At 71.4% G+C, this 24490-nt stretch carries 21 protein-coding genes and 1 other RNA gene; 4 read left to right on the forward strand and 18 right to left on the reverse strand.

The features are described 5' to 3' along the window. Window positions 1-5: 5 nt before the first annotated feature. Window positions 6-203 (reverse strand): hypothetical protein, encoded by a 198-nt coding sequence (locus tag EWH70_RS16500; RefSeq protein ID WP_130476314.1) that lies wholly within the window; start codon window positions 201-203, stop codon window positions 6-8. A 210-nt stretch (window positions 204-413) separates the two neighbouring features. Here EWH70_RS16500 and EWH70_RS16505 point away from each other — a divergent pair, with 210 nt between their 5' ends. Then, the gene (locus EWH70_RS16505) at window positions 414-1055 is read left to right on the forward strand and encodes a hypothetical protein (protein ID WP_130476315.1); all 642 of its coding nucleotides are present in this window, start codon (window positions 414-416) and stop codon (window positions 1053-1055) included. Here EWH70_RS16505 and EWH70_RS35825 read toward each other — a convergent pair. From EWH70_RS35825 to EWH70_RS16540, 7 genes are read right to left on the reverse strand one after another with little or no spacing between them, the layout of a single operon-like run. Next, complete coding sequence (locus tag EWH70_RS35825) at window positions 1043-2002, reverse strand: hypothetical protein (protein ID WP_130476316.1); 960 nt, start codon at window positions 2000-2002, stop codon at window positions 1043-1045. The genes EWH70_RS16505 and EWH70_RS35825 overlap by 13 nt on opposite strands. An 8-nt stretch (window positions 2003-2010) precedes the next feature. Beyond that, complete coding sequence (locus tag EWH70_RS16515; RefSeq protein ID WP_130476317.1) at window positions 2011-3009, reverse strand: C40 family peptidase; 999 nt, start codon at window positions 3007-3009, stop codon at window positions 2011-2013. Window positions 3010-3012: 3 nt separating this feature from the next. After that, complete coding sequence (locus EWH70_RS16520) at window positions 3013-3615, reverse strand: hypothetical protein (protein ID WP_130476318.1); 603 nt, start codon at window positions 3613-3615, stop codon at window positions 3013-3015. Window positions 3616-3619: 4 nt separating this feature from the next. Further along, window positions 3620-5689 (reverse strand): magnesium transporter, encoded by a 2070-nt coding sequence (locus EWH70_RS16525; protein ID WP_240687021.1) that lies wholly within the window; start codon window positions 5687-5689, stop codon window positions 3620-3622. Then, the gene (locus EWH70_RS16530) at window positions 5686-8577 is read right to left on the reverse strand and encodes an ATP-binding protein (RefSeq protein WP_420809068.1); all 2892 of its coding nucleotides are present in this window, start codon (window positions 8575-8577) and stop codon (window positions 5686-5688) included. The genes EWH70_RS16525 and EWH70_RS16530 overlap by 4 nt, the downstream gene beginning before the upstream one ends. 3 nt (window positions 8578-8580) lie before the next feature. Continuing rightward, entirely contained in the window at window positions 8581-9015 is a 435-nt protein-coding gene (locus tag EWH70_RS16535; RefSeq protein WP_130476319.1) for a hypothetical protein, read from the reverse strand. A gap of 16 nt (window positions 9016-9031) precedes the next feature. Next, window positions 9032-9301 carry a hypothetical protein gene (locus tag EWH70_RS16540; RefSeq protein WP_130476320.1) on the reverse strand — a complete coding sequence of 90 codons (270 nt, stop codon included), beginning with the start codon at window positions 9299-9301 and terminating at the stop codon, window positions 9032-9034. 669 nt (window positions 9302-9970) lie between these two features. On the opposite strand from EWH70_RS16540, the gene EWH70_RS16545 reads away from it, so the two are divergent. After that, window positions 9971-11113: a DUF1996 domain-containing protein gene (locus tag EWH70_RS16545; RefSeq protein WP_130476321.1), complete on the forward strand. Its 1143-nt coding sequence runs from the start codon at window positions 9971-9973 to the stop codon at window positions 11111-11113. Window positions 11114-11631: 518 nt separating this feature from the next. On the opposite strand, the gene EWH70_RS16550 is transcribed toward EWH70_RS16545, so the two are convergent. From EWH70_RS16550 to EWH70_RS16565, 4 genes are all read right to left on the reverse strand, one after another. Beyond that, a complete protein-coding gene (locus EWH70_RS16550; RefSeq protein ID WP_130476322.1) occupies window positions 11632-11988 on the reverse strand; it encodes a hypothetical protein in 357 nt (118 codons plus the stop codon). A gap of 16 nt (window positions 11989-12004) precedes the next feature. Beyond that, window positions 12005-16519: a DUF6531 domain-containing protein gene (locus EWH70_RS16555; protein WP_240687022.1), complete on the reverse strand. Its 4515-nt coding sequence runs from the start codon at window positions 16517-16519 to the stop codon at window positions 12005-12007. 5 nt (window positions 16520-16524) lie between these two features. Continuing rightward, on the reverse strand, window positions 16525-16857 hold the full coding sequence (locus tag EWH70_RS16560) for a type VII secretion target (protein ID WP_130476323.1): 333 nt from the start codon (window positions 16855-16857) through the stop codon (window positions 16525-16527). 75 nt (window positions 16858-16932) lie between these two features. After that, window positions 16933-18114 (reverse strand): acyl-CoA dehydrogenase family protein, encoded by a 1182-nt coding sequence (locus EWH70_RS16565; protein WP_130476324.1) that lies wholly within the window; start codon window positions 18112-18114, stop codon window positions 16933-16935. A gap of 61 nt (window positions 18115-18175) precedes the next feature. Between EWH70_RS16565 and EWH70_RS16570 the strand changes: the two genes are divergently transcribed. Further along, complete coding sequence (locus EWH70_RS16570; RefSeq protein ID WP_130476325.1) at window positions 18176-18640, forward strand: hypothetical protein; 465 nt, start codon at window positions 18176-18178, stop codon at window positions 18638-18640. Here EWH70_RS16570 and EWH70_RS16575 read toward each other — a convergent pair whose 3' ends face one another. The 6 genes from EWH70_RS16575 to EWH70_RS16600 all read right to left on the reverse strand — a co-directional run bounded on the left by EWH70_RS16575 (window position 18641) and on the right by EWH70_RS16600 (window position 23501). Beyond that, the gene (locus EWH70_RS16575) at window positions 18641-19513 is read right to left on the reverse strand and encodes an SCO6745 family protein (protein WP_130476326.1); all 873 of its coding nucleotides are present in this window, start codon (window positions 19511-19513) and stop codon (window positions 18641-18643) included. A gap of 41 nt (window positions 19514-19554) precedes the next feature. Then, an RNA gene (gene rnpB / locus EWH70_RS16580) (RNase P RNA component class A) lies at window positions 19555-19941 on the reverse strand. 170 nt (window positions 19942-20111) lie between these two features. Further along, entirely contained in the window at window positions 20112-20714 is a 603-nt protein-coding gene (locus EWH70_RS16585) for a hypothetical protein (RefSeq protein ID WP_130476327.1), read from the reverse strand. A gap of 8 nt (window positions 20715-20722) precedes the next feature. Continuing rightward, on the reverse strand, window positions 20723-21988 hold the full coding sequence (locus EWH70_RS16590) for an NAD(P)/FAD-dependent oxidoreductase (RefSeq protein ID WP_130476328.1): 1266 nt from the start codon (window positions 21986-21988) through the stop codon (window positions 20723-20725). Beyond that, entirely contained in the window at window positions 21985-22812 is an 828-nt protein-coding gene (locus tag EWH70_RS16595) for a 4Fe-4S domain-containing protein (RefSeq protein WP_240687023.1), read from the reverse strand. The genes EWH70_RS16590 and EWH70_RS16595 overlap by 4 nt, the downstream gene beginning before the upstream one ends. After that, complete coding sequence (locus EWH70_RS16600; RefSeq protein ID WP_205669147.1) at window positions 22809-23501, reverse strand: DUF4142 domain-containing protein; 693 nt, start codon at window positions 23499-23501, stop codon at window positions 22809-22811. Before EWH70_RS16600 ends, EWH70_RS16595 begins: the two co-directional genes overlap by 4 nt. Before the next feature lie 391 nt (window positions 23502-23892). Between EWH70_RS16600 and EWH70_RS16605 the strand changes: the two genes are divergently transcribed. After that, window positions 23893-24408 (forward strand): sigma-70 family RNA polymerase sigma factor, encoded by a 516-nt coding sequence (locus EWH70_RS16605; protein WP_130476330.1) that lies wholly within the window; start codon window positions 23893-23895, stop codon window positions 24406-24408. The last annotated feature ends 82 nt before the right edge of the window (window positions 24409-24490 follow it).

A 24490-nucleotide genomic window follows, 5' to 3' on the forward strand; every position in this document is an offset into this window, starting at 1 on the left:
CGAGCTTAGTCCCAGGCGGCGTCCTCGGCGTCGGCCTGACGGGTCCGCTCCCTGGCGATCTCCAGTGCGCGGCGTGCGGTGGCCTCGTCCGGGTACGGGCCGAGCAGGTCCACGCCGCGGGAGCGCTCGTGGTGCTCGACCTGGTTGGTGCGGGTGTTGTAGTACCAGCCCTCGTCGGGGCTGGGGTCCCTGTCGTCGGTCATGCGTCCAGCGTCGCACCGTCCGGCCGGGTTGCGCCATTCGATGGGATTTGGTCTAGACCCTTGACGTCGCCCTATTGGTCTAGTCCAATCAATGGTCGGTGAGCGCCAGGCTTCGGGGTCGACGGCGGCGCAGGCCCCGGAGTTGAGCAAGGGAGCTTTACTAGCGAAGAAGGGTAGTAAAGCTCCCTTGCTCCCTTACGGGAGTGGCTGGTGGGGCCCGTGGGGCTGGTGGGACAGCGCACGCGGGACCGGTCCCCGGCCGGGAGCGCTACCGTCGCCACCGGCGAGCACGGCGGGCGGGAGCGGCGGATGTGGATCGGGGACCGGGTCGGGATGCGGCTGGTTCACGTCACCGGCATCGAGGCCCGCGCCAACCAGACCATCACCCGGTACACGGTGCAGATCGTGTGGGCGGACCGGCCGGCCGAGGGCGTCCGGACCGGGCGGGTGCGCTGCGCCGAATGCGGCACCTGGGTGAAATTCGAGATCCGCGACGCGGCGTCGACCCGCGCCCGCCGCCGGTGGCTGATCGCGGCGGGGGTGGTCTCGGCCGTCGTACTGGCCGGGCTCGTCCTGCTGGTCACCCGGATCGACGACCTCGACCTCGGCGGCCTGGAGGCCTACCTCGGTCCCCTGCTCGGCATCGCGCTGGCGGCGCCGGTGATCGGCCTGGTCCTCGTCGGCACGTTCGCGCCGGCCATGGACGGCGTACGGCGGCCGGACGTCAAGCGGCAGTACCAGGTCCACCACGGCTTCCGGCCGTCCAGCCCGCGGTTGCTGTGGCGCAACCCGCCCGCGGTCGACGTCCCCGCCGGCCCGCGGATCGAGTACGACGACGCTCAGCGCCGGTAGCGGTACGGGATCTCGGTCGACTCCTCGCCGGTGGGGCCGAACCCGCCCTCCCGCTTCGGCTGGGCGTTCTCGCCCAGTTCGTCGAACCAGCCGCGGGACGCCGCCGGGGTCCCACGGGGCGGGGTGGGCGGGACCGCGAACGGCTCGTCCAGGTCGGTGACCGGCCGGGCCGTCGGCGGCAGCGGCAGCTTGCCCGACGCCGTCTCCGCCGGTTGCTCGGCGGGCGCGGGCGGGGACGAGGTCACCGTCGACGCCGGCTCGGGCGGCGGCTCGGCGGCAGGCGGCGGCGCGGGCGGTTCGGCAGGCGGCGGCTCGGCACGGGCCGGCTCGGCGGGCGGCGGCTCCTTGGCCGCGTCGGCCACCGGCGGCGGCGCGGGGAACGGTGGCACGCGCTCCCCGCCGGGCGGGGTCGGCACGGTCTTCCACACCGGCGCCGGTGGCAGGTTGATCGGTACGGCGGGGGCCGGAGCGGCCGGGGGCGGCGCGGACCGGCCACCCCGCACGATCGGGTCCAAAGTAGACACCAGCACCGTGGTGTTGGCCGGGTCGGTCACCCGGCGCCCGCTGCGCTCGCGGTAGACCATCTCGCCTTCGCTGTCGATCTCCACCAGGTAGCCCGCCTCGGCGAGCTGCTCCTCGTCGAGGTCGACCAGCCGCTCGTACCGCGAGGGCACCACCCGGTAGGTCGGCCAGGACACCCCGCGGTACGCACCGTGGAACTGCGCCAGCAACCCCACCAACTGCTGCTGCCACGGCAGCGACATCGACTCGGCCAGCGACCGCGGCAGCACGACGTAACCGCCGTCGACGCCGGGCAGCCCCTGGTTGAGGTAGTCGGCCAGCGGGGTGCTCGACGCCGGCGGACCGCCGTGCCGCGGCGCGGGCGGACCGAACAGATCCCTCGGGTCCTGCGCCTTCTTGGATCGCTTGCCGAACTTCTTGCCCACTCGATCTCCTAAACGCCGGGCCGGACGGCCTGCGGGACCAGCTCGTCCTCGTCCCACGAGACGTTCCTGGTGTGCACCGGAACCCCGGTCTGCTGCGCCTCCACCATTTTCCCATCACCCAGGTACATCGCCACGTGGTGGATGGTGCGCGGGTTGGACGGGTCGTAGGCCCAGAACAGCAGGTCACCGGGCTGCGCGTCACGCACCGGCAGCATCGCGCCGGCCTTGTACTGGTCCCGGGAAACCCTCGGCAGGGTGACGCCGGCCGCCTCGTACGCCCGCAGCATCAGGCCCGAGCAGTCGTAGGAGTTCGGCCCGGTCGCCCCCCACACGTACGGCTTTCCCTGCTCCCCCAAGGCGAACTGGATGGCCGCTGCCGCCGTCTGGCTCGGCGGCAGCAGCGTGCCGGTGCCCTCGCCACAGCCCGCGGCGTCGACGACCTGGCCGACGTTCTCCACCAGGTGGACCGCCATCGGCTCCCAGTTGTGGTAGCGGTCCGGGAAGCCCGACCGCTCGACGGCCTGCGCCACGTCACCGGGACGGCGCTTGTCCCAGTCCGGCACCTTCTCCAGCACGTCGTAGAACTTGTTGACCTGGTACGGCGGGTCGGTCACCTGCGCGACCGTGCCCCAGCCCATCGACGGCCGCATCTGGAAGATGCCCAGCGAGTCGCGGTCGCCGTAGTTGAGGTTGCGCAGCTTCGACTCGGTCATGCCCGCCTGGATGGCGATCTGCCACGCCCGCGGCGACAGGTTGCGCTGCTTGCCGATCTGGATGATCAGCTGCACGTGCCCGAGCTGCTCCTCGTCCAGCTTCGACGCCGCCTCGGCCGCCGAGTCCTGCTCGCCGGGCTGCGTCGGGCCGACCGCCGCGTCGCAACTGACGTTGGAGATCCCGCGGGCCTCCTGCTCGGCCTGCTCGGTGACCACGGTGGCGACGGTTCCGGTGGTGACCACCGCGGCGAACAACACGGCGACGATGACGCCGACGAGCACACCGATGCGCACGGCTCAGCCCACCCGGTCGTAGGCCGATACCCGCCAGCCCACGTTCGTCTTCACCGCGGTGATCTTGAGTTTCGGTCCGTCCGTGGCGATCTCCGCCTCGACCGACGTCGTGAACGACTCGGTCGTGGCCGGTTCCCCGGTCACCTTCGACGCCGGGATGTTGGCCAGGTCGACCGTGGCCAGCGTCGGCAGGTACTCCTCGGTGGTCAGCGGCCGCAGGTTGTCCAGCCACTGCTGCGGTGTCATGCCGTCGGGGTGGTTGGTCCAGGTGGTCGCCCACTGCTTGATCAGCGCGAGCGCCTCCGGCGCGGGCGGCGCCGTGGTCGGGGTGCGCAGCGGCTCGCTGAGCCTGGTCGGCAGCGGGCTGGCCGGGGCGCCCGGCCCCTTGCCGTCCGGCCGCGAACTGCTGGTGGTGCTCTGCTGACCGGCCACCGACGGCGTCGCGGGCGGCTTGTCACCGGCGAGCTTGGGCACCAGGATGCCGGTCGCCACCACGAGACCGACGAACACGACGATCGCGACCACCAGGTGGGTGGTGGACCTCAGCGGCCAGCCCCAGATCCTGCGGTAGACGGCCGCGCGGCCGCGGTTGGTTCGAATCGGCATCTGCTCACCTCACCGCGTGGTCGGTGTCGCGGGAATCGGCGACCTCCAGTCCCCGGGAGGGCCGGTAGAGCACGAACACGGACTTGCCGCCGACCACCTCGGGGTCGACCCGGCGCGGCGGGGTACGGGGCGCGGGCACCGGCTCGCTCCGGTTCGCCGACGTCACCGGCGGATCCATCCGCGAGGGCACCACGACCGGTTCCGCGTCGTCACCGCGGTCCCAGCGGCGGTCCGACACCGGCGCGGTGTCGACCCGCCTGCTCGGCGGCGGCGCGGGCAGTCCCAGCTGGTCACCGGGCCGCGCACCGGGCACGAATCCGCCGAACGCGGCCAGCCCGCCGCCACCGGCGGGCAACGCGGGCACGTCGTCAGCTCCGCCGATCGCGGTCGCGCCCCCGCCACCCGGCCACGGCGCACCGGACCACGCCGCGGCGGGCCGGGCGTGCATCGAGCCGGCGCCGTCGAGCCGCTGTGCCGTGGCGAACACGGAAGCCTCGGGACGGAACCGGCCGCCCAGCGCGCCGACCGGGCCGCGGTTCTCCACCGGCGTGTCGTCGGTGTCGCGCACGTTCTGCCAGAACTCGTCCTGCGGCGTCGGGCCGTCCGGCTGCTTGCGGAACCTGGAGAACAGCCCGCCCCGCGGGGTCGGCACGGCCGAACCGACCATGCTGACCGACATCTCCACCATCTGCCACAGGCGCCGCGTCGGCTTGCCGACCAGGAACAGCAGGATGGTCACCAGGCCGGCCAGCGCCATCTGCACCAGCATCGACAACGCGCTGCCCTCGGCGAAAATGGCCTGCAGGATCAGCGCGTGCACACCGGCGAGCACGGACAGGATCACCAGGTTGAACGCCACCGCGGCGATCACCTTCGCCACCCGCCGCAGGATGTCGTGGTGCAGCAACGCCACCAGGCCGATCAACGGCGCGGTGAGCGTGAACAGCCGCACCAGCACCTGCGCCAGCAGCACGGCGGCCTTCGCGAACAGCTGGAACAGCGAGTACACCAGGCTCTGCAGGAACGCGAGGAACCCGGCGCCGGTGCGGCTGCCGTCCTCGCCGGTGAAGTAGCCGGTGGCCGGGCCGAGCTGCGTGGCGATGGCCTTGAACTCGGCCTTCTTCGCGTCGACGACCTCCTGCTTGGCGTCGTCGCCCGCACGCAGCTGGGCCCAGGTGAACGCCTGCGCGTCGAGCAGCCGCGGCCCGAAGTCCTTGGCCTGCTGGGCATCCGGCGCGCCGAACTCACCACGCAGCCAGTTGTTGTAGACGACCTGGGTGTGCAGCGTGGTCGGCAGCACGTGCCGCACCACCTGGTCCTGCGACTCGTCCACGAACCCCGCCTGGATGTTCGTGGTGGTCTGCACGATGACCCGGTCGATCTGGTCGTAGTAACGCAGCATCGCGAACGACGACGCCGCCAGCCACACCGCGGCCAGCGCGAACAGGGCACGTTTGCTGACCGTCGACAGGTCGCCCCGCCAGATGTTGCGGAACAGCACGATGGCCAGCAGCAGCGCGGCGAGACCGAACAGCTGGGCGTAGATGTTGTTGTAGACCTTCTCCGCGCCCGACTTGACCGCGTTGTACAGCGGGCTGAGCAGCCCGCCCTCCATCACGGTGTAGTGCAGCGAGTTCGTGGCACCGACGATGTTCTTGCCGATGTTGAACAGCTGGTTGCCGCCCCACGTGTCGATCGTGGAGTTCGGGTCGGTGATGCCCGACAACGGCCCGCAGTTGGTCTGGTAGACGTTCCAGACCATGCCGGCGTAGCTGTAGTCGACGTACGGGCTGCCCGCGGCGCCGTGCCCCTGCGCGGGGTCGAGCGCGCCGACCATGCCCGAACCGGGCCGCTCCGGGTTGGGTGCCGCGCCACACTCGGCCGCGGCCGCCTGCGGTGCGGTGACCACGGCCTGCAGCGTGACCACGGCGATCGCCGCGAGCATCGCCATCCGGCGGCGGCGCTGCTCGGGAGGTCTTTTCCGGCGGCGGCCACGCCGCAGCAGGTACCAGGCACCGGCCACTGCCAGGACCGCCAGCAGTGTGCTCAGCCCGGGATCACCTGAGCCGCTCACGCGGCATCCCTGCCCGTGCCGCCGCCCTTGCGTCCTCCGCTGCGGACCGGCTCACCACCGGCTCCGTTGGTCTCGGCGGAGGCGGTTCCCGGGATCTCCTCGCCGAGCACCTGCTCCTCGGTGAGGCCGACCTCCAGCTCCGCCGCCCGCTCCAGGTCCTGCTCCAGCTCGCTGTCGTCGGCCGGCGGCACCGGGATACGTGGCTCCGGAGCCCTGGGGGCCGGTTCCTGCGAACCCTCCTGCGGAGCGGTCGCACCCGGCGTGGTGTCCATGACCGCCCGCAGGTGGTCCAGGTGCGGCCCGGAGAAGTCGGCCCGGATCCGCTCCACGCCACCGGCACCGTCGGCGAAGATGAACTGCCTCGGCTCACGGTCGCGTTCGGTGCCGCGCTGCGCGCCCGGCCGCCTGCCCAGCGCCGACACGACCTGCTCGTAGCCGACACCGACCGGGACCTTCAGCAGGCGCAGCGCGTCGGCCTGCGCGTCGTCGTCGTCGAGCCTGCCGACGAACACCGAGTCCAGCAGCGCGACGAAGCCCTGGATCTTCAGGAAGTCCGCCGGGATCTGCGAGGACAGCAGCACGCGGACGTTCCACTTACGGGAGTCGCGGGCGAACCGGTTCATCAGCACGCGCCCGGTCGGCACCTCGGACAGGAAGAACGCCTCGTCGATCCAGACGCCCTTGCGCAGGTCCTTGGGCCGCTCGTAGACCGACCGCTGGGTCAGCCACGCCGCCAGGTTGAGCATCTCCACGCCGAGTGCCTCGGCGTCGGTCCAGTGCTCCCGGCCGACGCCGTCCTTGGGCAGGGTCAGCCCGGCCATGGTGAGCACGGTCAGCCGGTCGTCGCGGGTCTCGGAGTACGGGTCGGCGTCGGTCTCCGGGATGAGCAGCGACATGCGCTCGCGCATCTCGTCGAGGAAGTCGGCGACGACGACCGCGTGCTCGTGGTGCTCGCTGGCGTCACGCCGCAGCGCGTCGATGACCTGGCCGGGGTCGGCGTCGAACCGGCCGCCGACCGCCCGCACGGCCCGCAGCAGCACGATGCGGCTCTGCGGCATACGGGCGACCTCGTAGGGCAGCACGCCGGTGAGCACGTCGAGCACCAGGCGCCGCCGGGTCGCGCCGGCCAGCGCCTTCTCCCTGCGCCACGCCCGCTCCGGGTCGTCCTCGTCCATGAAGTGCTCGAGCAGCGGCTCGCCGACCACCCGGTACGGGTTGAGGATGCCCGGCTGGGCGTTGAGCAGGTTGATCGGCCGCGCGTACGGGCGGACCTCGGGCAGGTCGCACAGCCGCGACAGCGGGCCGGACGGGTCGAGGATCGTCCAGTGCGCCCCGGCGCGGAACGTCTTGTAGACGATGCCGCCGCCGAGGAACGACTTGCCGCCACCCAGCCCGGCGACCATGGCCGTCAGGCCGGAGCCGTCCCGGATCTCCTGCGCCATCCACGGGTCCCAGGCCACCGGGCGGCGGGTCGCGGTGCAGGTCTCGCCGAGCAGGATGCCGCGCCGGTCGCCGACCTCGGCGGTCGCCGTGGGCACCGCGGCGGCGGCCCAGACGACCGAGCCGCGCCGCATGTAGGCGCCGGAGGCCAGCGGCTCGCCGGGGATGAACTCCCTGGCCATGGCGTACTGCGCCTCGGGATGCTCGATGGCGATCTTCGGCTTGTACAGGTCGAGCAGCTGCTGGGCCAGGCGCAGGGCGTCGCGCTCGGTCGGCCCGGACACCGCCAGCCGCCACCAGGACCGCACCCGGGTGGCCAGCGCGGTGAAGCCGGAGGTCATCTCGTCGTCGATCTCCAGCACCCGCGACGCCTGCCGGGCCAGCGACTGCGGCGGCTCCAGCTCGTGTTCGTCGGTGTAGTGCTTGACCTGCGAGCGGACCTTGCTCATCTGCCGCTGCAGCTCGCCCGCGACCTCCTCCGGCCTGCGCACGTAGATGCGGGCGGACCACTCGACGGCGGCGGGCAGGCGGTCGGCGTGCTGCACCCACGGGTCGTCGACCTCGGGGATCTGCAGGCCGTGCATCTGGCCGACGGTGAGCACCACCAGCTGGCGCGCGACGCCGGCGTTGGAGCCGGTGCGGCCGCGGACGGTCAGCGTCGGGGCGTAGGGCTCGGCGTGGAAGTCGGCGGCGTCGGTGAAGCTGGCCAGGTCCTCCGGCTCCCAGGCCGCCCCGGGGACGGCGGGCATGTTGCGTGGTGCCGGCAGGCCCAGCGAGCAGGAGCGGTGCATCAGCCAGGACATCTCGTCGGCGTGCGCCGGCCTGCCCTCCAGCCCGGCCGAGCCGATGACCTGGTCGAGGTGCTCGATCTCGGAGTCGAGCGCGGCCAGCTCGGCGTCGACGGCCTCGGGCAGGATCTTGCGCAGCAGCGGCGCGGCCCGCTCGACGGCGCGGTCGACCACCCGGCGGGTCTGCACCTGGACGCCGAGGTAGACCTCCTTCTCGGCCATCGAATGGCCCATCAGCTGCTGCTGCTCGCCGATCAGGTAGTCGTCGAAGGACAGCGCGCCGGAGACGTCCTTGGGCCGGTTGTGGGCGTTGTGCACGTGGGCCTCGGCCCACATGCGGATCGGGTAGGGCCGGTTGGTCACCCGCAGGTGCAGCCAGCGGCCCTGCAGCTCGGCGTACTGGCCGGCGATGGCGGCGATGAGGTCGCGGCGCTGCGAGTCGGAGCGGAACGACCAGCGCTGCGGCGCCAGCCGGTACCAGGCGTAGACCTCGTTGCCCGTGCGCAGCAGGTGGCCGTCGATGCTGCGGGCCGCGATGGACGGGGTGTAGGCGGGTACCGCCTGTTCCCCGGGCAGCCTGCGACCCCGCCCCTGCTTGGCCGTCGCGGAGCGCTGCTTGCGCGTTCCCCGCGTGTCCCGGCCGCCGCCGCGCCCCAACAACGCCTACCTCCCTGCCGCGGCCGCCTGGCCGCGACGTGCTCGTGTGCCTTCACTTGTACCGCGCCGCCGCTTGGGGCGCGGCCGCTGCGCACGCACCCGCACCTTCCCGGCGGAGACCGCGCCACCCGTCCCGGTGGTGCGCTCACGCGGAGTGTTCAGTTCTCGCAGCCACATCGTCATGACCGCGCCCAGCGGGCGCTCATGACTGATCTTGGCGGTGATCAGCCTCGTGAGGAAGATGGTGATCGGGACGAGGAACGCGGTCGACCAGTCGGCGAACCCGAAGCCCAGCTGCCGCTTGACGGCCAGCAGCACGAGGAACAGGGGGATCCCGACGCCCCATGCCACGTACCGCGCCCGCCAGGGGAAAGTCGCCTTCGGCGGGCCGAGCCAGACGGCGTCGACCCGGTAGACCTCGTCGTCGGTCCTGATGCGCACTCCGGCCCCGCCCAGCTCAGCCGGTGAACAGGCCGGCGAGCCATTCGCCGACGTTCACACCGAGGCCGCTCACCGCGAGGCCGATGATCGCCAGCGCGATCACCACACCGGCGAGCCTGCGCATCACGCCCGCGTTGTCTCCCCGGCCACCACCGAGCCACAGCAGCAGCAACGCCACCGCCAGCAGCACCAGCGGGATGATGTTGTCCAGGATCCAGCTGCGGACGCCGCGGGTGTTGAGCTCGCCGTTCTGAGCAAGATCGGCGAGGGTGGTCAAGGTGGTCATCGCAAACTCCAGGGTGCGCGGAGCGTGGCCGGGCAGAGCCCACTTCCACGGACTCCGCCGTCGGTGTCGAACATAGTGTGCGCCGACATTCTCATGCTGTCACGAGGGGTAGCCGTCGAGGCGCGCTCTGTCGCTGTCATCGCTCTGTGTTGCCGGCCCCGAGGCACGTCACGCCCCATCTCACTGGTACTGGTCGCTCTCCATCATCGTTGTCACCGTGCTCAGGATTAACCCCGGCCACCCGTATTTCCTAGTGTGCGGACGGACTCACCCGAACGCGAGAGGCGTCGTCACGCTGGGTGGAGTAATGCGGAGGGCCGGTCGGGCCGCGTCCAGTGTGGCATGCCCCGGACGGCCGCTTCGCGAGTCCGGCCGGTAATCGCCGGTACAGGCCACTGACCACCCCGGGGGCCGCACACGATCACCTTAACGAGGGTTTCACGGGGAACATCGCCCAGGATCTGGGGGATTTCCGACCCCATTTCGGCGACGTTGAGTGACAGGTTTCCCGTTCCGGTGAGTTTCCCGGTGGCCAATGCCAGTCGCTCCTTGTTTATAACGAAAACATAACGAACCGGGCACTGTTCGGCCGAGCCCGGCGCGATCCCCGTATCCCCGGTCGGCGCGCCATCCCCCGACCCTTCCGCCGACAACGAGGTGAGACAGTCGATGGCCCGATATCGCTACAAGGGGCGACACCGCATCTCCCGCAGAGCAACGTTCAGCATCGGAGGTGTCGCACTCGCTGTGGCCGTGGGCGCCGTGGTCGTCACCACGACGGCCGGCGCCCCGGGAACGGCGAGCGCGGACAACCCCGACCGCTCGCAGTTCGTGGACATCACCACCGTGGAGCCCAACGTCGACCTGCCGAGGCAGCGCCGGGGCGCCTCCACCGGGACGTTCACCGTGGACTGCGGCCGCAACGAGAACGGCCACTTCAACCCGGACAACTTCATCGCCCAGCCGGGGGTCCGCAACGGGGCGCAGCATCTGCACGACTACGTGGGCAACCTGTCCACCGACGCCGACTCGGACGACGAGAGCCTCGCCGCGGCGGGCACCACCTGCCGCAACGGTGACCAGTCGACCTACTTCTGGCCGGTCGTGCGCATCGACACCGAGGACGCGGGCGAGGAAAAGGAGGAACGCGAACGGGACAACGCCAGGGAATCCGAAGCAGAGAGCAAAGGCAAGCAGGGCAGGCAGAACCGCGACGGCAGGCAGGACTCCGCCGGCGACCTGGCGGGCCAGGACGCCGAGGGCGAGCTGCCGGGCAACGAGGGCGAGATCCAGCGCCCCGCCGAGGTCGACCTCACCTTCCGCGGCAGTCCGGTGGGTGACGTCGAGCCGATGCCACGGTTCCTGCGCGTGCTCTACGGCGACGCCAAGGTCTCCACGAACGGCCCGGCGAACGCCCGGGCGTCGTGGACGTGCACCGGGTTCGAGGACGAAGTGCTCCTCGAGACCTATGTCGTGTGCCCGGAGGGCAGCGACGTCAAGCGGATCCACGACTTCCCGTCTTGCTGGGACGGGGAGAACACCGACAGCGAGAACCACCGGGACCACATCGTGTACCCGAACGAGCGTGGTGAGTGCGAGGACGGCTTCACGGCCGTGCCGCAGCTGCGGATCAGCCTGACCTACGACATCCCGCGGGAGGTACAGCTCGCGGGTCAGTACAAAGTGGACTCATTCCCCGAGGAGGATCACAACCCGCTCTCGGATCACGACGACTTCGCCAACGTGATGTCGGAAGAGATCATGGACCGCTTGGTCGACTGCGTGAACTCCAACCGAACGTGTAAAGAGTGACCCCATCCCCCGAGAAGAATGCCGCCCCCGGGACCCCGATATCCCGGGGGCGGTTCTCTGTCCCGGTCCTCGTGCTCGCCAGGCACGTGAAGGCCACCTTCATTACGTGAGACGTCAGGGCCCCGGCAAAGTCGGTGTGCAGCGGGTGGGTGGTGGTCCCGAGCGCAGAGTTCGCGTGCGGGAACGCAGAACTCGCGTGCGTGAGTGCAGAACTCACGATGTGGACCGGGTTCTCACGTACTGCCCGGTCGCCCCGCGTGAACGGCCCGCTCGCGAGGCGTGGGCCTGAGGTCAAGCTCGTGAAGGCCACCTTCATTACGTGTGACGTGGTGATGGTGGCCTTCACGTGCTTCGAGGGTCGGCCGGGCGACGCGAGCGGACCGTTCGCGCAGACCCGCCGCCACATCAGCCACACGTGCCCCATGCGTCACTTCCGTAAGGTAGCAAGGGAGCTTTACTACCCTTCTTCGCTAGTAAAGCTCCCTTGCTCCGGCTTCGGCGGCGGGGTGGTGAGGGAGTCAGGCCGGTTTCGTGAAATCGCCTCGGGTCCAGCGGCGTTTCGCGGCTTCCCAGTCGATGTCCTTGAACCAGGCCAGGCGCTCCTGGGCCGTCTCCCAGGAGTAAGTCCGGGCCGAGCGCAGGGTTTCGGCGTGCCGGTGACTGGAGATCTCGACGAAGTACTCGTCACGGAAGCCGATCGTGCCCTCCCGCTCCCAGGCGGCGGGCACGAGCGTGACCGTCACCCGGTCCGCCAGCGGGTGACGCATGGCGACGACGGCCTCGCCGCCGTCCTCCGGGCACAGCATCTCCCCGGCGGGCGGCTCGCCGGGCCCGTCGACGAGCCGCCACCAGGCATGGCTGTCCTCGCACCGCATCTGCCACCAGGCGGCGTCAGCCGTGCGGGCGGTAGGGCGTCCGGTTGCTGCCGGGGTAGAAGAAGTGAATCCGGTGATTGACTCCCGGTCCCCAGACGTTGACATGTGGCCCCACTACTTCCGTTCGGCCGTCCTGGTTGAAAGTGTGCCCCATCCTGTCATCACGCCACCCGACGCTGCCGTCCGCGCTCTGCCGTCCGATGACACCGTCGGGCCGCATCCACTGGTCACCCCGGAAGTCGCTCATCCGGATCGGCTGCGCGCCGTGGCCCATCTGGCCGACGTACTCCGCCGCGGCCTGACGCGCGGACCGGCGGTTGGGGAACATGTACCCCTGCGCGCCGGCACCGGAGGTGTGCGGCACCCCGCCGTACCGTCCCAGCGCGTTGTTCAGCCGCCCCGCCGGACACGGCGTCAGGCCCAGCGGGTCGGTGAAGGCGTGCGGGTTGTCCACATAACCGTGCGGCCGGAACCCACCGGCCAGCCCCAGCGGATCGGCGCTGCCGTAGCGCCCGGTCGACGGGTCGTAGTGCCGGTGGAAGTTGTAGTCGAGCCCGGTCTCCGGATCGTGGTACTGGCCGGGGAACCGCAGCGGCGTGTACGCGCCCGCGCTGCTGTGGTCGACGGTCTCGCCCCACAGGTTGGTCCGCCGGAACCAGGCGACGCCGCCCTGTTCACCGATCATCTCGGTGGGCGTGCCGACCAGGTCGGTCACGATCCCGTAGAACCGCTCGTCCACCCACTGCTGCGGGGCGTGCCGCAGCAGCGAACGCTCGTGCTGCAGCAGCGGCCGGAACGTTCCCGGCTCGTAGTCCCACGCCGTCACCCGGGTGTCTCCGCCCGCGGCGCTGTGCGCCTGCTCGGCCACGACCTCGCCGTCCCAGACGAAGTCGATCTGCTCGGCGACCGACCCGTCCGGATTCAGCCGCTGCTTGGCCGCCCGCCTGCCCAGCGGGTCGTAGCGGTAGCGCCACTGGGTGCCGTCCGGGGTACGCACCCCGGTCAGCCGGTCGTCGGCATCCCAGAAGTACTGCCAGGTGTCTGGTATCCGAGACAGCCGTTTCCGCTGCCGCAGCACCATCCTGCCCTGGGCGTCGTGTCCATATCGGACGTTGCCGGCGCGCAGCAGCAGCGTCCCCCGGTACTCCCGCTCGCCGGTCTCCTCGGCGGGAGCCTGCCCGGGTGCCGACGGCCAGGCCGCGGTGGCGACGTTGCCCGCCGCGTCGTAGGCGTACTGCTCGGACCAGTTCGGCCCGGCGACCCCGGTCACCCGGTCCGCCGGATCGAGCGTGAACGCCCGCGGTCCGGTGAGCTGGTCGTGCAGGCCGGTGAGCCGGCCGGCCGGATCGTAGTCGTAGGACCGCTGCTGCAGCAGGTTTCCACCAGCCCCGGTCAGTGTCTGGGATTGCAGACGGTGCTGGCCGTCCCATGCCTGCGCGAGCAGGACCTGGTCGCCGAACGCACGCTGAATCTCCTGCCCGGCGGCGTCGTGGCCGAACCGCAGCGTCCGGCCCGCGGCGCCGAGCGTGACCGGCCGCCCGGCCGCGTCGAACTCCCACACCGACTCCACCCCGGACGGGGTGCGCCGCCGCACCCGCCGTCCCAGCGCGTCGTAGGCCGACGCGACGGTCCGTCCGTCGACGGTCTCCGCGACGACCCGCCCGTTCGCGTCCCGTTCCAGACCGACGTGCGTCGCGGCGTCGGCCGCCTCGACGAGCCTGCCCATCAGGTCGTACCGGAACGTCGCGGTCGCCGCGGGGCTGTGCCGCTCGACGACGTTGCCCAGCGCGTCCCGCACGAACCGGGTGGTCTCGCCCGCCCCGTTGGTGCGCTCGACCAGCTGCCCGGCGGCGTCGTGCCGGTAGGTGATCGTGCGGCCGTTGAAGTCTGTCTCGGTGACCAGACTCCCCGCGGCGTCGTACTCGTACCGCCAGACCAGTCCCTGCTCGTTCGTGACGCTGGTCAGTCGCAGCTCGGTGTCGTAGCCGAAACTCAGTCGCGTGCCGTCCGGGCGGGTCTGCACGGACGGGAGATCGAAGTGGGTGACCTCGATCCGGGTCGTCTGCCCGAGCCGGTCGGTGTAGGCGGTCAGGTTTCCCTCGCCGTCGTAGGTCCACCGCTCGGTGGTCCCGTCCGGGAACTCCCGCCAGGCTGGCTTGCCATCCGGGGTCCAGCCCAGTGCCGTCCGCTCGCCGAGCGGATCGGTGACGGCGGCCACCCTGCCGAACGCGTCGCGCTCGTACCGGACGGTGCCGCCGAGCGGATCGGTGAGCAGCACCGGCAGGCCCGCCGGATCGGTGCCGACCCGCCAGGTGTTGTGCAGCGCGTCGGTGACCCCGGTGAGGCGGCCGTGCTCGTCGTGGGTGAACGCCGTGACCGCGCCCGCCGGATCGGTGATCCGGGCGATGTTGCCACGCTCGTCGTACTCCCGGCGGATCACCGTCCCGTCCGGCTGGACGACCGTGACCGGCAGCCCGAGCTCGCCGTACTCGAACCGGGTCCCGGTACCGTCCGGCAGGGTGACGGCGGTGAGGTTGCCCGCGTCGTCGTAGGTGTAGCCCGTGGTCCGGCCCAGCGGGTCGGTCCGCCGGAGCAGCCGGTCGAACCGGTCCCACTCGGACACGACCACGTTGCCGAGCGGATCGACCTCCCTGATCACCTGACCCAGGTCGTTGAGGTGGAACTCGGTGCGGTGGCCCAGCGAGTCGACGGAGCAGGTGACGTGGTCGCCGTATTCCATCGTGCCGGTCAGGAAGCCGCCCGACCCCTCCGTACGCACGCAGCGCCCCGCCGCGTCGTAGGTGTAGCGGTACCACTCGCCGTTGCGGTCGGTCCACGCCGTGATCCGGCCCGCCTGGTCGTAGTCGAACCGCAGCGCCTGCCCGGACGCGTTGACCACCTCGGTGAGCCTGCCCGCGCGGTAGCCGTAGCGCATCAGCTCGGTCTCACCGCCGTCGGCGGCCACCGAGTGCAGTGCGGTGACCAGCCGGTCGGTGGTCTCGATCCGGATCCGGTAACCCGCGCTGTGCGTGATCTCGCTGGGCGCGCCGTTGTCGTAGCCGAACTCGATCCGGTTGCCGTTGCGGTCGGTGACCGACGTCAGCGGCAGCACCGAGGATCCCGGCGCGAAGTACAGCGTCTCCGACCGCTCCTCGATGAGGTAACCACCGTCCTCGGCACGGCGCAGCGTCCGGGCAGGGCCCTGGTCGCTGGTCACCGGCGCGCCGGGCGCGGGGTGCGGGTAGTGCTGGACGGTGCCGTCGGCGGCGGCGAAGGTCACGCCGGAACCGTCCACCTCCAGCCGCTGGTCCACTGTGGACACCCAGGCACGGCCGAACCACCGGCCGGCCTGGTAGGACGAGAAGTGGGTGCGCTCGAACACCAGCGGAAGCACGCCGAGGAACTCCGCGTCGGTCTGACCGAGCACCATCTGCCCGGTGGCGACGTCGATCGGGTCCTTGCAGCCACGCACGTTGTCCGGGGAGCGCGGGTTCGGCTTCTCGTCGCGCAGCGACCCGTTGTTCCCGCCCCGCGACCCCGACGCCGACGTGCTGTCGCCACCACCACGGGAACCGGCCGGGCCGGGACCCGGGCCGTCCCCCGGCGAACCGGACGACCCGGGCGAACCCGACGGCCCGGTGCCGTCCGAACCGCCCGGCCCCCGGTTGCCGCCGCCACCGGACGCACCGCTCGCCGACGTCGAGTCCGAGCCTGGCTTGTCGACCGACCGTGGGCCGCCCTCGATGTCCTTCGGGCGGTCCGGAGTGTCCGGTTTGGACTGCTTGATGTTCTTCAGCGCCTTCTTGGCGTCGTCGAACAGGTCGGTCGCCTTCTTCACCAGCGGCACGAACTTCTTGAGCGCCTGGACCAGCCGCTTCATCACATCGGCGATCTTCGCCGTGACCTCGGCGACCTTCAGGACGACCTTCGGCACGACCCAGGCCATCCCGATGCCCAGCGTGAACAGGACCTGCAGTGCCCAGCTGATCAGGCTGCCGACGAGGTCGGCGATGATGTCGCGGACCAGCCCGCGGACGGCGGCGACCACCTCACCCGCCGTCTGGATCCCGCTGGACGCGCCCTCCGCGCCGTTCTGCGCCGCGGTGATCAGGTTGACCGTGTCGGTGGCGCGCTGCCGGTAGGTGTCCGCGGCCGGGCCCTGCCAGCCCGCGGTCTCGTTGGTAGCCATTCCCGTCAGGTCCTGCCCGACGGCGGCCAGCTCGGTGGCCACGTTCTTCCACGTCTCGGAGTGGGCCTTGATCTCCTCGGGGTCGCCCGCGAGCGCGTCGAGGGCTTCCTTCAGCGGGCCGACGTGTTCCAGCAGCCAGCCCACGCCGTTGGAGATGATCGCGGCGAACGGGTCCAGTACAGCGCCCAGCGTGTCCAGCGCCGTGCCGACCGCGCCCATCGCCACGGCGGCCCAGTCGCCGCTCTCGATCGCGGCCTTCAGGTCGGCGGCGCTCTCGGCCAGTGGCATGCCGGAGTACGCCTTGGTCTCGTCCTTGGTCTCGGCGACCAGCGGGTTCGCCACCTGCCCTACTTCCCTGCCGGTCCGGAGCCGTCGACGAGAGTCTTGTCGAAGACCTTGCGGTAGCCGGTCTCCTGCTCGTCGTAGACGGTGACCGCCGCGCGCACGTTCTCCGCGAGAGCCTGGACTCCCTCGGACGCCGCCTTGATCACCTCCATGCCCTTCTCCTCCATCGGGTTCACGAAGGGCGGGACGAACTGGCAGATCAGGCCGTACGCCTGATCGGACATGCTGACCGTTTTCGCCGCGTCGGAAGCGGTCTCCAGCCGGTCCACCAGACCGTCGAGGTGACTCGCGTGAGCGGTGAGGTCATCGGTGCGTACCTCATAGCCGGCAGACATTTCCCTACTTCCGCTTCAGTCCAGGGGGTGGTCAACACATACCCGGAAAACTCCGGTGTTTTCCCTAGTAAGTGATCATGGCACGAGGTCGAGGAACACCCAGCGCGCCTCCGGCTGGGCGCCGGACAGCCACTTGCCGCAGCCCTGCAGCACCATCGGGCTGGACGTGATGTGCTGGGTACCGGTGCCCAGATCACGCAGGAAGCGGTCGATCGGCCCGCGCCGGATCGCCGTCGTCGCGGCCCACTTGTGCACCGTCTGGCCGATGTCGGCCACCGTCCACGTCGCGTGGTTGAGGGCCAGCCTGATCAGCGTGTCCTGTTCGGTGCTCAGTAGTTCGCCGGTGGCCAGGGTGTCCTCATTGGACTGCCACACCTGCATCGCCCAGGCCCGCGCCGAGCGGAGCTTCGCCTCGGCGGTGGCGTACTCGGCGTGGAACTGCGCCGTGTCGACGATGGCGCCGGGCGTGCCCGATTTGGCCGCCGCGTACCGTTTCAGCTCGTTGAGCAGGCGCCTGCCGACGCCGAGCGCCCAGCCGGTGTGCCCGATGGCCGCCATGTTGACCAGGCCGACGCGGTACATCGCGCCGCCGTTGGCCGGTGTGGTCGTCACCGCCTGGTAGGTGTGCGTCGCCGGGACGAACACGCCGGTGCAGTGGTAGTCGATGCTGTTCGTCGCACGCAGCCCGAGCACGTCCCAGTTGTCGACGAGCGTGACCTGCTCCTTCGGCATGGCCAGCACCCGCACCTCGCCGGTGCCCTCGACCTGGATCGCGCTGTGGATGTGGGTGGCCTGCGCCATCCCGGAGGCGAACTGCCAGCTTCCGCTCACCAGGAAGCCGCCCTCGGCGGGGACGGCCCGGCCGGGCCGGGTGCCGTGCCCGGCCAGCAACGCGTGGTTGCCGCCGGCCACGTCGGGGAACAGGTCGTTCGCCGCGACGGTGCCGAGGTAGGCCGCCGTGGTGCCGGTGACCATCTGCAGCGCCATCATCGTCCAGCCCGCGGAGGCGTCGTAGTAGCTGATCCGCTCGACCATCTCGATCACCTGACGCGGGGAGAACTCGTAGCCCCCGAGGTTCGCGGGCAGCCCGGCACGGACGACCCCGGCGGCCAGCAGCGGCCCCGCGACGTCGTCGGTGAGCCTGCCCAGCCGCTCGGCCGCGTCCGCGTTCGAGTCGATGACACCGCCGAGCGCGTCGATTCGTTCGAGCACCGCGGGGAACTCCGCACTGACATGCAACTGGGCAGGGGCCGTCATGGGCGCTCCTCGTCGTCGGTGCCGATTCACCCGGACGATACCGAGACGGCAGAATCCGCTGGTGCACTTCTTCGGCATCCGGGGCTACGAACCCCGCTGGCTCGACAGCCTCGCCGCGGCCGAGGCCGCGCACGGCGACCGGCTGCGCTCGCTGACCGGGCGCACGCTCACCCGCACCTGGCTCGTGTGGGACCTCGACACTGACAGCTGGCTGGCCGACTGCCCGGTCGTGCTGGATTTCGACGGGCACCGTGCCGAGATCAACCACGAGCAGTTCGACAAGCTGTCCATCACCTGGAACAGCGTCGACCCCACCCGGCCGTCGGCGTGGACCGCCAACGAGTTCAACCTCGAGTGGCGCGAGGGCGCCCACCCGGGACTGGCCGCACTGCACGGCCAGACCGTGCGTTCGGCCGAACTGCGCCTGTACGCCGCCGACGGCGCGGCCGCGGTCAGCTTCGAGCTGACCGGCGGCAGGGTGACCGTCTACAACGCCCTCGACCGCAACGGCATCGAACTGGGGTGACTACTCGCCGCGCTTCTCCGAACGGGCCGCGAAAACACCGTCGGGGAACGCGCCGTTGCCGACCACCGCCTTGGCCAGCGGGCGGGTCACCTCCAGCAGCCGCGCGGCCTTGTCGGCACCGAGCCTGCGCCACGGGCGCGCGGCGGCCACGTTGGTCGCGTCCTCGATCCGCTGCCGCAACGCGTTGCCCTGCTCGGTCAGCTCACCGTCGGCGTCCAGGACGCCGTCGGCCCGCAGCGACTCCGTCGCCGCCGCCCACTGCTCGTCCGACCAGCCCCGGCTCTTCTGCGCCGCGGGAGCCACGAAACCCTTGCCGGTGGCCGTGTGGCTCACCAGCGCCTCGATCCCGCTCAGCCCGAACGCCACCAGCGCGCCGATGTGCCCGTCGCCGCGGTGTTCCCGCATCAGCGTCGCGCCGTGCCACAGGACGAGCAGCGGATCGTCGGGCCAGTCCAGCCCGGCGTGCGCGGCGTAGAGCGAACGGCCCTCGACGTCACAGCCCTCGGCCGCCTCGCGGACCAGCGCCGCCGCCTCGGCCAGCGCGTCCGACGCCGCCAGCTCGTCACCCAGCAGCCGCCGCAGCGCCTTGCCTGCCCCCTCGAAGCGGGCCTCGAGGATCCGCGCGGGCTCGGCCAGCGTCCACGCCTCCGGGATCATCCTGGCGATCAGCTCGGGGTTGAAGTTGTAGAACGTCGCGGCCACCACCTCGGGCCCCACCGGCCCGAACGGCGCCGACCGCGAGGCGAAGTAGCCCATCCGGCCCGGCCGCAGCCCGGCCGCCACCAGGCCGTCGGTGACCTCGGGGGCGAAGTAGGACATGGCGTGGATCGGTTCCAGCACGCGGTGACAGCGGTACACAACCTGGGCATCCATGCCCGCGACACTACCGAGCGGTAGCCTCGCCTGGCGAGAGGTGGACGAGCTGGCATGTAAGCCGGATCCTGTCCCCACGCCGCCTCGCGGCCGCGCGGTGGGCGACCATCCATCTGGGCCCGCCGTCGCCGGCGGGCTCTAGCGGTCTACCCGCAGGCATCGGGCGGGCCGCCCTCGAACGCCTGCGCAGGAGCTCGCGCTCCCTCTTGACCTTGCTCCGGGTGGGGTTTACCAAGCCGCCCCGGTCACCCGGGGCGCTGGTGGTCTCTTACACCACCGTTTCACCCTTACCCCCGCTCGCGCGGGAGCGGTCTGTTTTCTGTGGCACTGTCCCGCGGGTCACCCCGGGTTGCCGTTAGCAACCACCCTGCCCTGCGGAGTCCGGACTTTCCTCGAGGCTCACGCCCCGCGATCGCCCTGCCAGCTCGTCCGTGTCTATTTTGCCCTTGCTTCGCCGCGGGCGCGGTCGGGCCCCCTCAGTCGGCGTCTTCCCTCCTCGCCCGTCGCTCGCTGCGCGAGCTTTGGGGCTCGTCAGTCCAGACGCCGCCGGGGCCCGACCGGTGCGGTGCCGGGAGGCGTCTTCAGCGGGCTGAAGACGTCACGTGGCGACCCTGGTGGTGTTCTTCTCCCCGTCCGGCCGGACCAGGAACCAGGTGCCGCTGACCGCCTGTCCCCGCCACTCCCCCGCGACGCGGTCGCCGGAGTAGCGGTACAGCGGCCAGCCGGCCAGCGTGACCTGGTAGCCGCCGTCAGGCCGCCGCACCGCGCCGACCAGCTGCGGCGAGATCCCCTCGACCAGCGCCTGCTCGCTGGTCAGCACCGGCGGCCAGACCCGCGCGCACTCACCGGCACACGTCGACCTCGCCGGCCCGCCACCCTCGGGCACGTCCCGGTCGAACCGGTACAGCAACCTGCCGGACGCGTCGGTGACCACCGCCCCGGCCCGGCCGGCCGTCGACGCCACCAGCGTCGCCCTGCCTACACCGGGGGCCGCCGGAGCGGGCGAGGACTCCTCGGTCTCCGGCGCCGCGACGATCCGGCCCTGCGACGCCGCCGGGTCGCCCGCGTTCGGGTCGTTGGCCGCCAGTTCCGGGCCGGCCACCGGCAGGGCCTGCTCCGCCGGTCCCACGTCCCAGGCCGCGACTACCGCCAGCAGCGCCAGCGCCGACAGCACCGCCGCGACCACCTGCATCTTCGACATGGTCCCTCCTATCTCGCCGCGAGGATGTCGGCCACGGTGAGCGAATCGGCCGCGCTGCGGTGCCGTCCGGAGCTCGGCGCGGGCCGGTCCGGGACCGGGCACTGCCGTTCCAGGTCCGCCTGCCAGGCCAGCGCGGCCGACGGGCTGTTCATGCCGACGACCCCCAGCAGCCGCCCGTCCCGCACGTACCCGGTGACCGACCGGCCGCCACCGGCAGGCGGGCTGAGCGCGACGGTGTCGGTGCCGAGCCGGGGCACCCCGGCCGCCTGGATCCGCACGCCGTGCTGCTCGGACCAGAACCGCGGGATCGGCGTGAACGGCTTCGCGTCACCCGGCCCGGCCAGCAGGCTCTCCGCCGCGGCCCGGCCCATCTCGACGGCGTTGATCCAGTGCTCCACCCGCCGTGGCGTGTGGTCGAAGCGCAGGTTGGGCCACTGCGCGACGTCGCCGGCGGCCACGACGTCGGCGAGACCGCTCACGTGGCAGGTCTCCTCGCACAGCACGCCGTCGTCGAGCCGCACCCCGGAACCACGCAGCCATCCGGTCATCGGCACCGTCCCCGCGGCCACCACCACGCAGGCGGCGTCGACGACCCCGCCGTCGGACAGCCGCAGGCCCACCCCGGTCGGCCCGGGCAGCCACTCCCGCACCGTGACCCCCAGCGCCAGCCGCACGCCGTGGGCCCGGTGCAGCTCGGTCAGCTGCGCGCCCAGCTCGCTGCCGAGAACGCTGCCGAGCAGATCCGGTGACCGGCCGACGATCGTCACCTCGCGGTCCATGTCCCGCAGGCTCGACGCGATCTCGCAGCCGGTGAACCCGCCGCCGACCACCGCGACCATGCCGCGGGTGCCCGCCAGGTTGCGTTGCAGGGCGAGCGCGTCGCCGAGGTCACGCAGCACCACCACGCGCGGGTGCCCGTGCGGGGCGCCGGTGACCCGGCGGGCCTCGACGCCGGTGGCCACGATCAGGCCGTGGTAGCGCAGTTCCTCGCCGCCGGGCAGGTGGACCACCCGCCTGCCCGGGTCCAGCCCGCGCACCGTGGTGCCCAGCCGCCAGATGGCGCCGATCTCCTGGTACTGCTCCAGTTCGATGTCGCGCGGGGTGAGCGCGCCGGTGAGCAGCTGCTTGGACAGCGCGGGCCGGTGGTACGGCCGGCGGGTCTCGCCGCCGACGAGCACGATCTCACCGTCGAAGCGGAGCTCACGCAGGCGCTCCGCGGCACGCAGGCCGGCCAGTCCGGCGCCCGCGATGACAATGCGTTCGGGCTCTCTCAACGATCGACTCCTTGCTCGACACCCTGCAACTGGATGGCCCGCATCGGGCACGCCCGCGCCGCCGCCTGCACCTGCTCGGTCAGGCCCGGGTCGGGGCTGCGGCTGTACTGCAGCCGCCCGTCCTCCTGCAGCCGGAACACCTCGGGCGCCTCGGACTGGCAGATCCCGTACCGGCGGCACCGCTGGTTGTCGACGCTGACCCGCATGGTCAGCGTGTGCCCCTGCCGCGGCGGGCCGACCGGGGTGGCGTCCAGCAGGCCGATCCGGATCAGCCGGTGCGGCGGCAGCCAGCGCAGGATCGCCAGCGTGACCGTCGGCGCCAGCACCGTGATGCCGGCGATCCACACCACCGCGAGATGCCCGTTGGCCATGGCGCCGATCCACGAGTGGACCACCGTCAGGCCCACGGCGACGTAGGCGAGCTGGTGGAACCGCAGCCAGCTGAGGTACTTGAAACTCCGGCTCAGGCCGGCGGTGACCGCGATCGCCAGCATCAGCTCGAACCCGGCGATGCCCAGCGCGTGCCGCACCGTCCCGCCGTCCGCGAGCGGCACGATCAGCTTCAGCACGGTGAAGAACGGGTCGTCGAGGAACGCGAACGCCGCGGCGTGGATGAACCCGGTGGCCAGCGTGAACACCGCGAGCATCGCGTGCCCGGTGCGCAGCGCGTGGTGACCGGTGAGCCTGCGCACCCAGCCGGTCGCGGTCAGCACGCCCCAGCAGAGCGTGAGGCACATGGCCACGTAGGCCAGCCGGGCCGACAGCGCGGCGATCTTGCGGATTCCGTCGTCGTGGGTGGCGGCCTGGGCGAGCACGACCGTCACGTACGGCTCCCGCGACGCCGGTAGGAACCGAGCCAGCGCAGCGCGGCGAACGTGCCGACGACCGCCGCGACCCCGAGCAGCAGGCCGAACACGACGGTCACGCCGCCGACGGAGTTGCCCTCCGACGCCGGGTCGACCGGGTTGGCGGCGGGGGCGACCAGCAGCGAGGTGGAGCGCACCAGCCCGGTGCTCTCCAGCAGCGTCATGTGCCGCATCACGGCGTTGACCGCCTGCTGGGCGAACGTGCGCACGATGTCGTTGCGGGTACCCGCCCGCACCTTGGCGCACAGGCTGAACACGGTGCCGTGCGCCGCCCGCGCGAGGTTGGCGTAGGTACGGTCGGCGTCCTCGCCGGACCTGCCGGAGATGTCGTCCATCCAGCCCTTCTGCTGCGCCGTGGGCTCGTTGGGCAGGCTGACGCCCAGCTGCGCGGCGGCCTTCTGCACCGCGCCGTCGAGCGCGGCGTGCTCCATGGAGAGGTGCCCGCCGGCCTCGCGCACCTTCTCGTTGCGCGTGCGCTGCGCGATCAACGCGCTGATCGGCCCCTCCCACAGCCCGGCCAGGCGGACCTTGACCAGCAGGTCCTCGTCGTCGGCGGTCAGGGCATCGCCCTGTGCCGCCGAGGAGCCGGCCCCCAGCGTCATCACCATCAGTGCCGCCGTCACCCCACCGGTGGCTGCCCGGAGCAACCGGGCACATCGACTGGACATCGCACCGCAGCCCTTCGCCAGAGTTCGACTTTCGCAGGCTCGAAAACGGCCGGTCCCGAGACGGCCGGAGCTTCACGGAGAGGTACGGGGACACGTCGTCTCCGGTTCACGAAACGATCACGACGCTGGTGTGATCTGGATCACAACTACGGTTCTTGCCGAAGGGTTTTGACAAATCCGCATTCAATACTTGGAACCGGACTACCTACTCCAGTAGGGTAGCGAACGCGAAAAGCCGCCGGTGGACTCCGGTGATCAAGCGTGCGCGGACAGATCTGCCGCCGCCGCATTCATTCGCTCTTGACGCGTTATCGCGACGCGTACTCGCGCGGCGAACACTTTTCTCCGCGCTCTAGGAGGTCGGCGTTCGATGGAGATGACCGGTAAGGGTTGGGACGAGGACCTGGCCACGATGCTGTACGGCCAGCTCCGCGGCGTGCTGTTCACCCATGTCCTGCGGCTGACCAACTACGACCGCCAGTGGACCGAGGACGTCGTCCAGGAGACGCTCATCAGGGCCTGGCAGAACTCGGCGAACCTGACCAGGGAACCCGGGATGCTGCGCGGCTGGCTGCTCACCGTCGCCAAGCGGATCGTCATCGACGGCTGGCGCAGCAAGCAGGCCAGACCCAAGGAGGTCGAGCTGACCAGGCCGGACATCGCCGGGGCGGCCGACGAGACCGACCGCGCGCTCTCGGCGATGGTGCTGGTCGAGGCGGTCGGCAGGCTCGGCCCCGACCAGCGCGCGGCCATCTACCAGACCTACGTGCTCGGCCACACGGTGCGCGAGGCGGCGACCATCCTCGGCGTGCCCGAGGGGACGGTCAAGTCGCGGCTGCACAAGGCGATGCGGCTGATCCGCCGGGCACTACAGGACTGGAACTGACCGGAACGATCATCGGGGCAGATCATGAGAACACCGCACAACGAGGTGGCCGCATACGTCATCGGGGCACTGGACGACGACG

The sequence above is a fragment of the Amycolatopsis suaedae genome, assembly GCF_004214935.1.
Classification (GTDB): domain Bacteria; phylum Actinomycetota; class Actinomycetes; order Mycobacteriales; family Pseudonocardiaceae; genus Amycolatopsis; species Amycolatopsis suaedae.

Bases quoted from the DNA above. Each gene is read 5' to 3' on its own strand.
- EWH70_RS16540 (WP_130476320.1), bottom strand. From the start codon at position 9,301: ATGACCACCTTGACCACCCTCGCCGATCTTGCTCAGAACGGCGAGCTC.
- EWH70_RS16575 (WP_130476326.1), bottom strand. From the start codon at position 19,513: ATGGATGCCCAGGTTGTGTACCGCTGTCACCGCGTGCTGGAACCGATC.
- EWH70_RS16550 (WP_130476322.1), bottom strand. From the start codon at position 11,988: ATGCGGTGCGAGGACAGCCATGCCTGGTGGCGGCTCGTCGACGGGCCC.
- EWH70_RS16605 (WP_130476330.1), top strand. From the start codon at position 23,893: ATGGAGATGACCGGTAAGGGTTGGGACGAGGACCTGGCCACGATGCTG.
- EWH70_RS16500 (WP_130476314.1), bottom strand. From the start codon at position 203: ATGACCGACGACAGGGACCCCAGCCCCGACGAGGGCTGGTACTACAAC.
- EWH70_RS16585 (WP_130476327.1), bottom strand. From the start codon at position 20,714: ATGTCGAAGATGCAGGTGGTCGCGGCGGTGCTGTCGGCGCTGGCGCTG.
- EWH70_RS16560 (WP_130476323.1), bottom strand. From the start codon at position 16,857: ATGTCTGCCGGCTATGAGGTACGCACCGATGACCTCACCGCTCACGCG.
- EWH70_RS16545 (WP_130476321.1), top strand. From the start codon at position 9,971: ATGGCCCGATATCGCTACAAGGGGCGACACCGCATCTCCCGCAGAGCA.
- EWH70_RS16520 (WP_130476318.1), bottom strand. From the start codon at position 3,615: ATGCCGATTCGAACCAACCGCGGCCGCGCGGCCGTCTACCGCAGGATC.
- EWH70_RS16565 (WP_130476324.1), bottom strand. From the start codon at position 18,114: ATGACGGCCCCTGCCCAGTTGCATGTCAGTGCGGAGTTCCCCGCGGTG.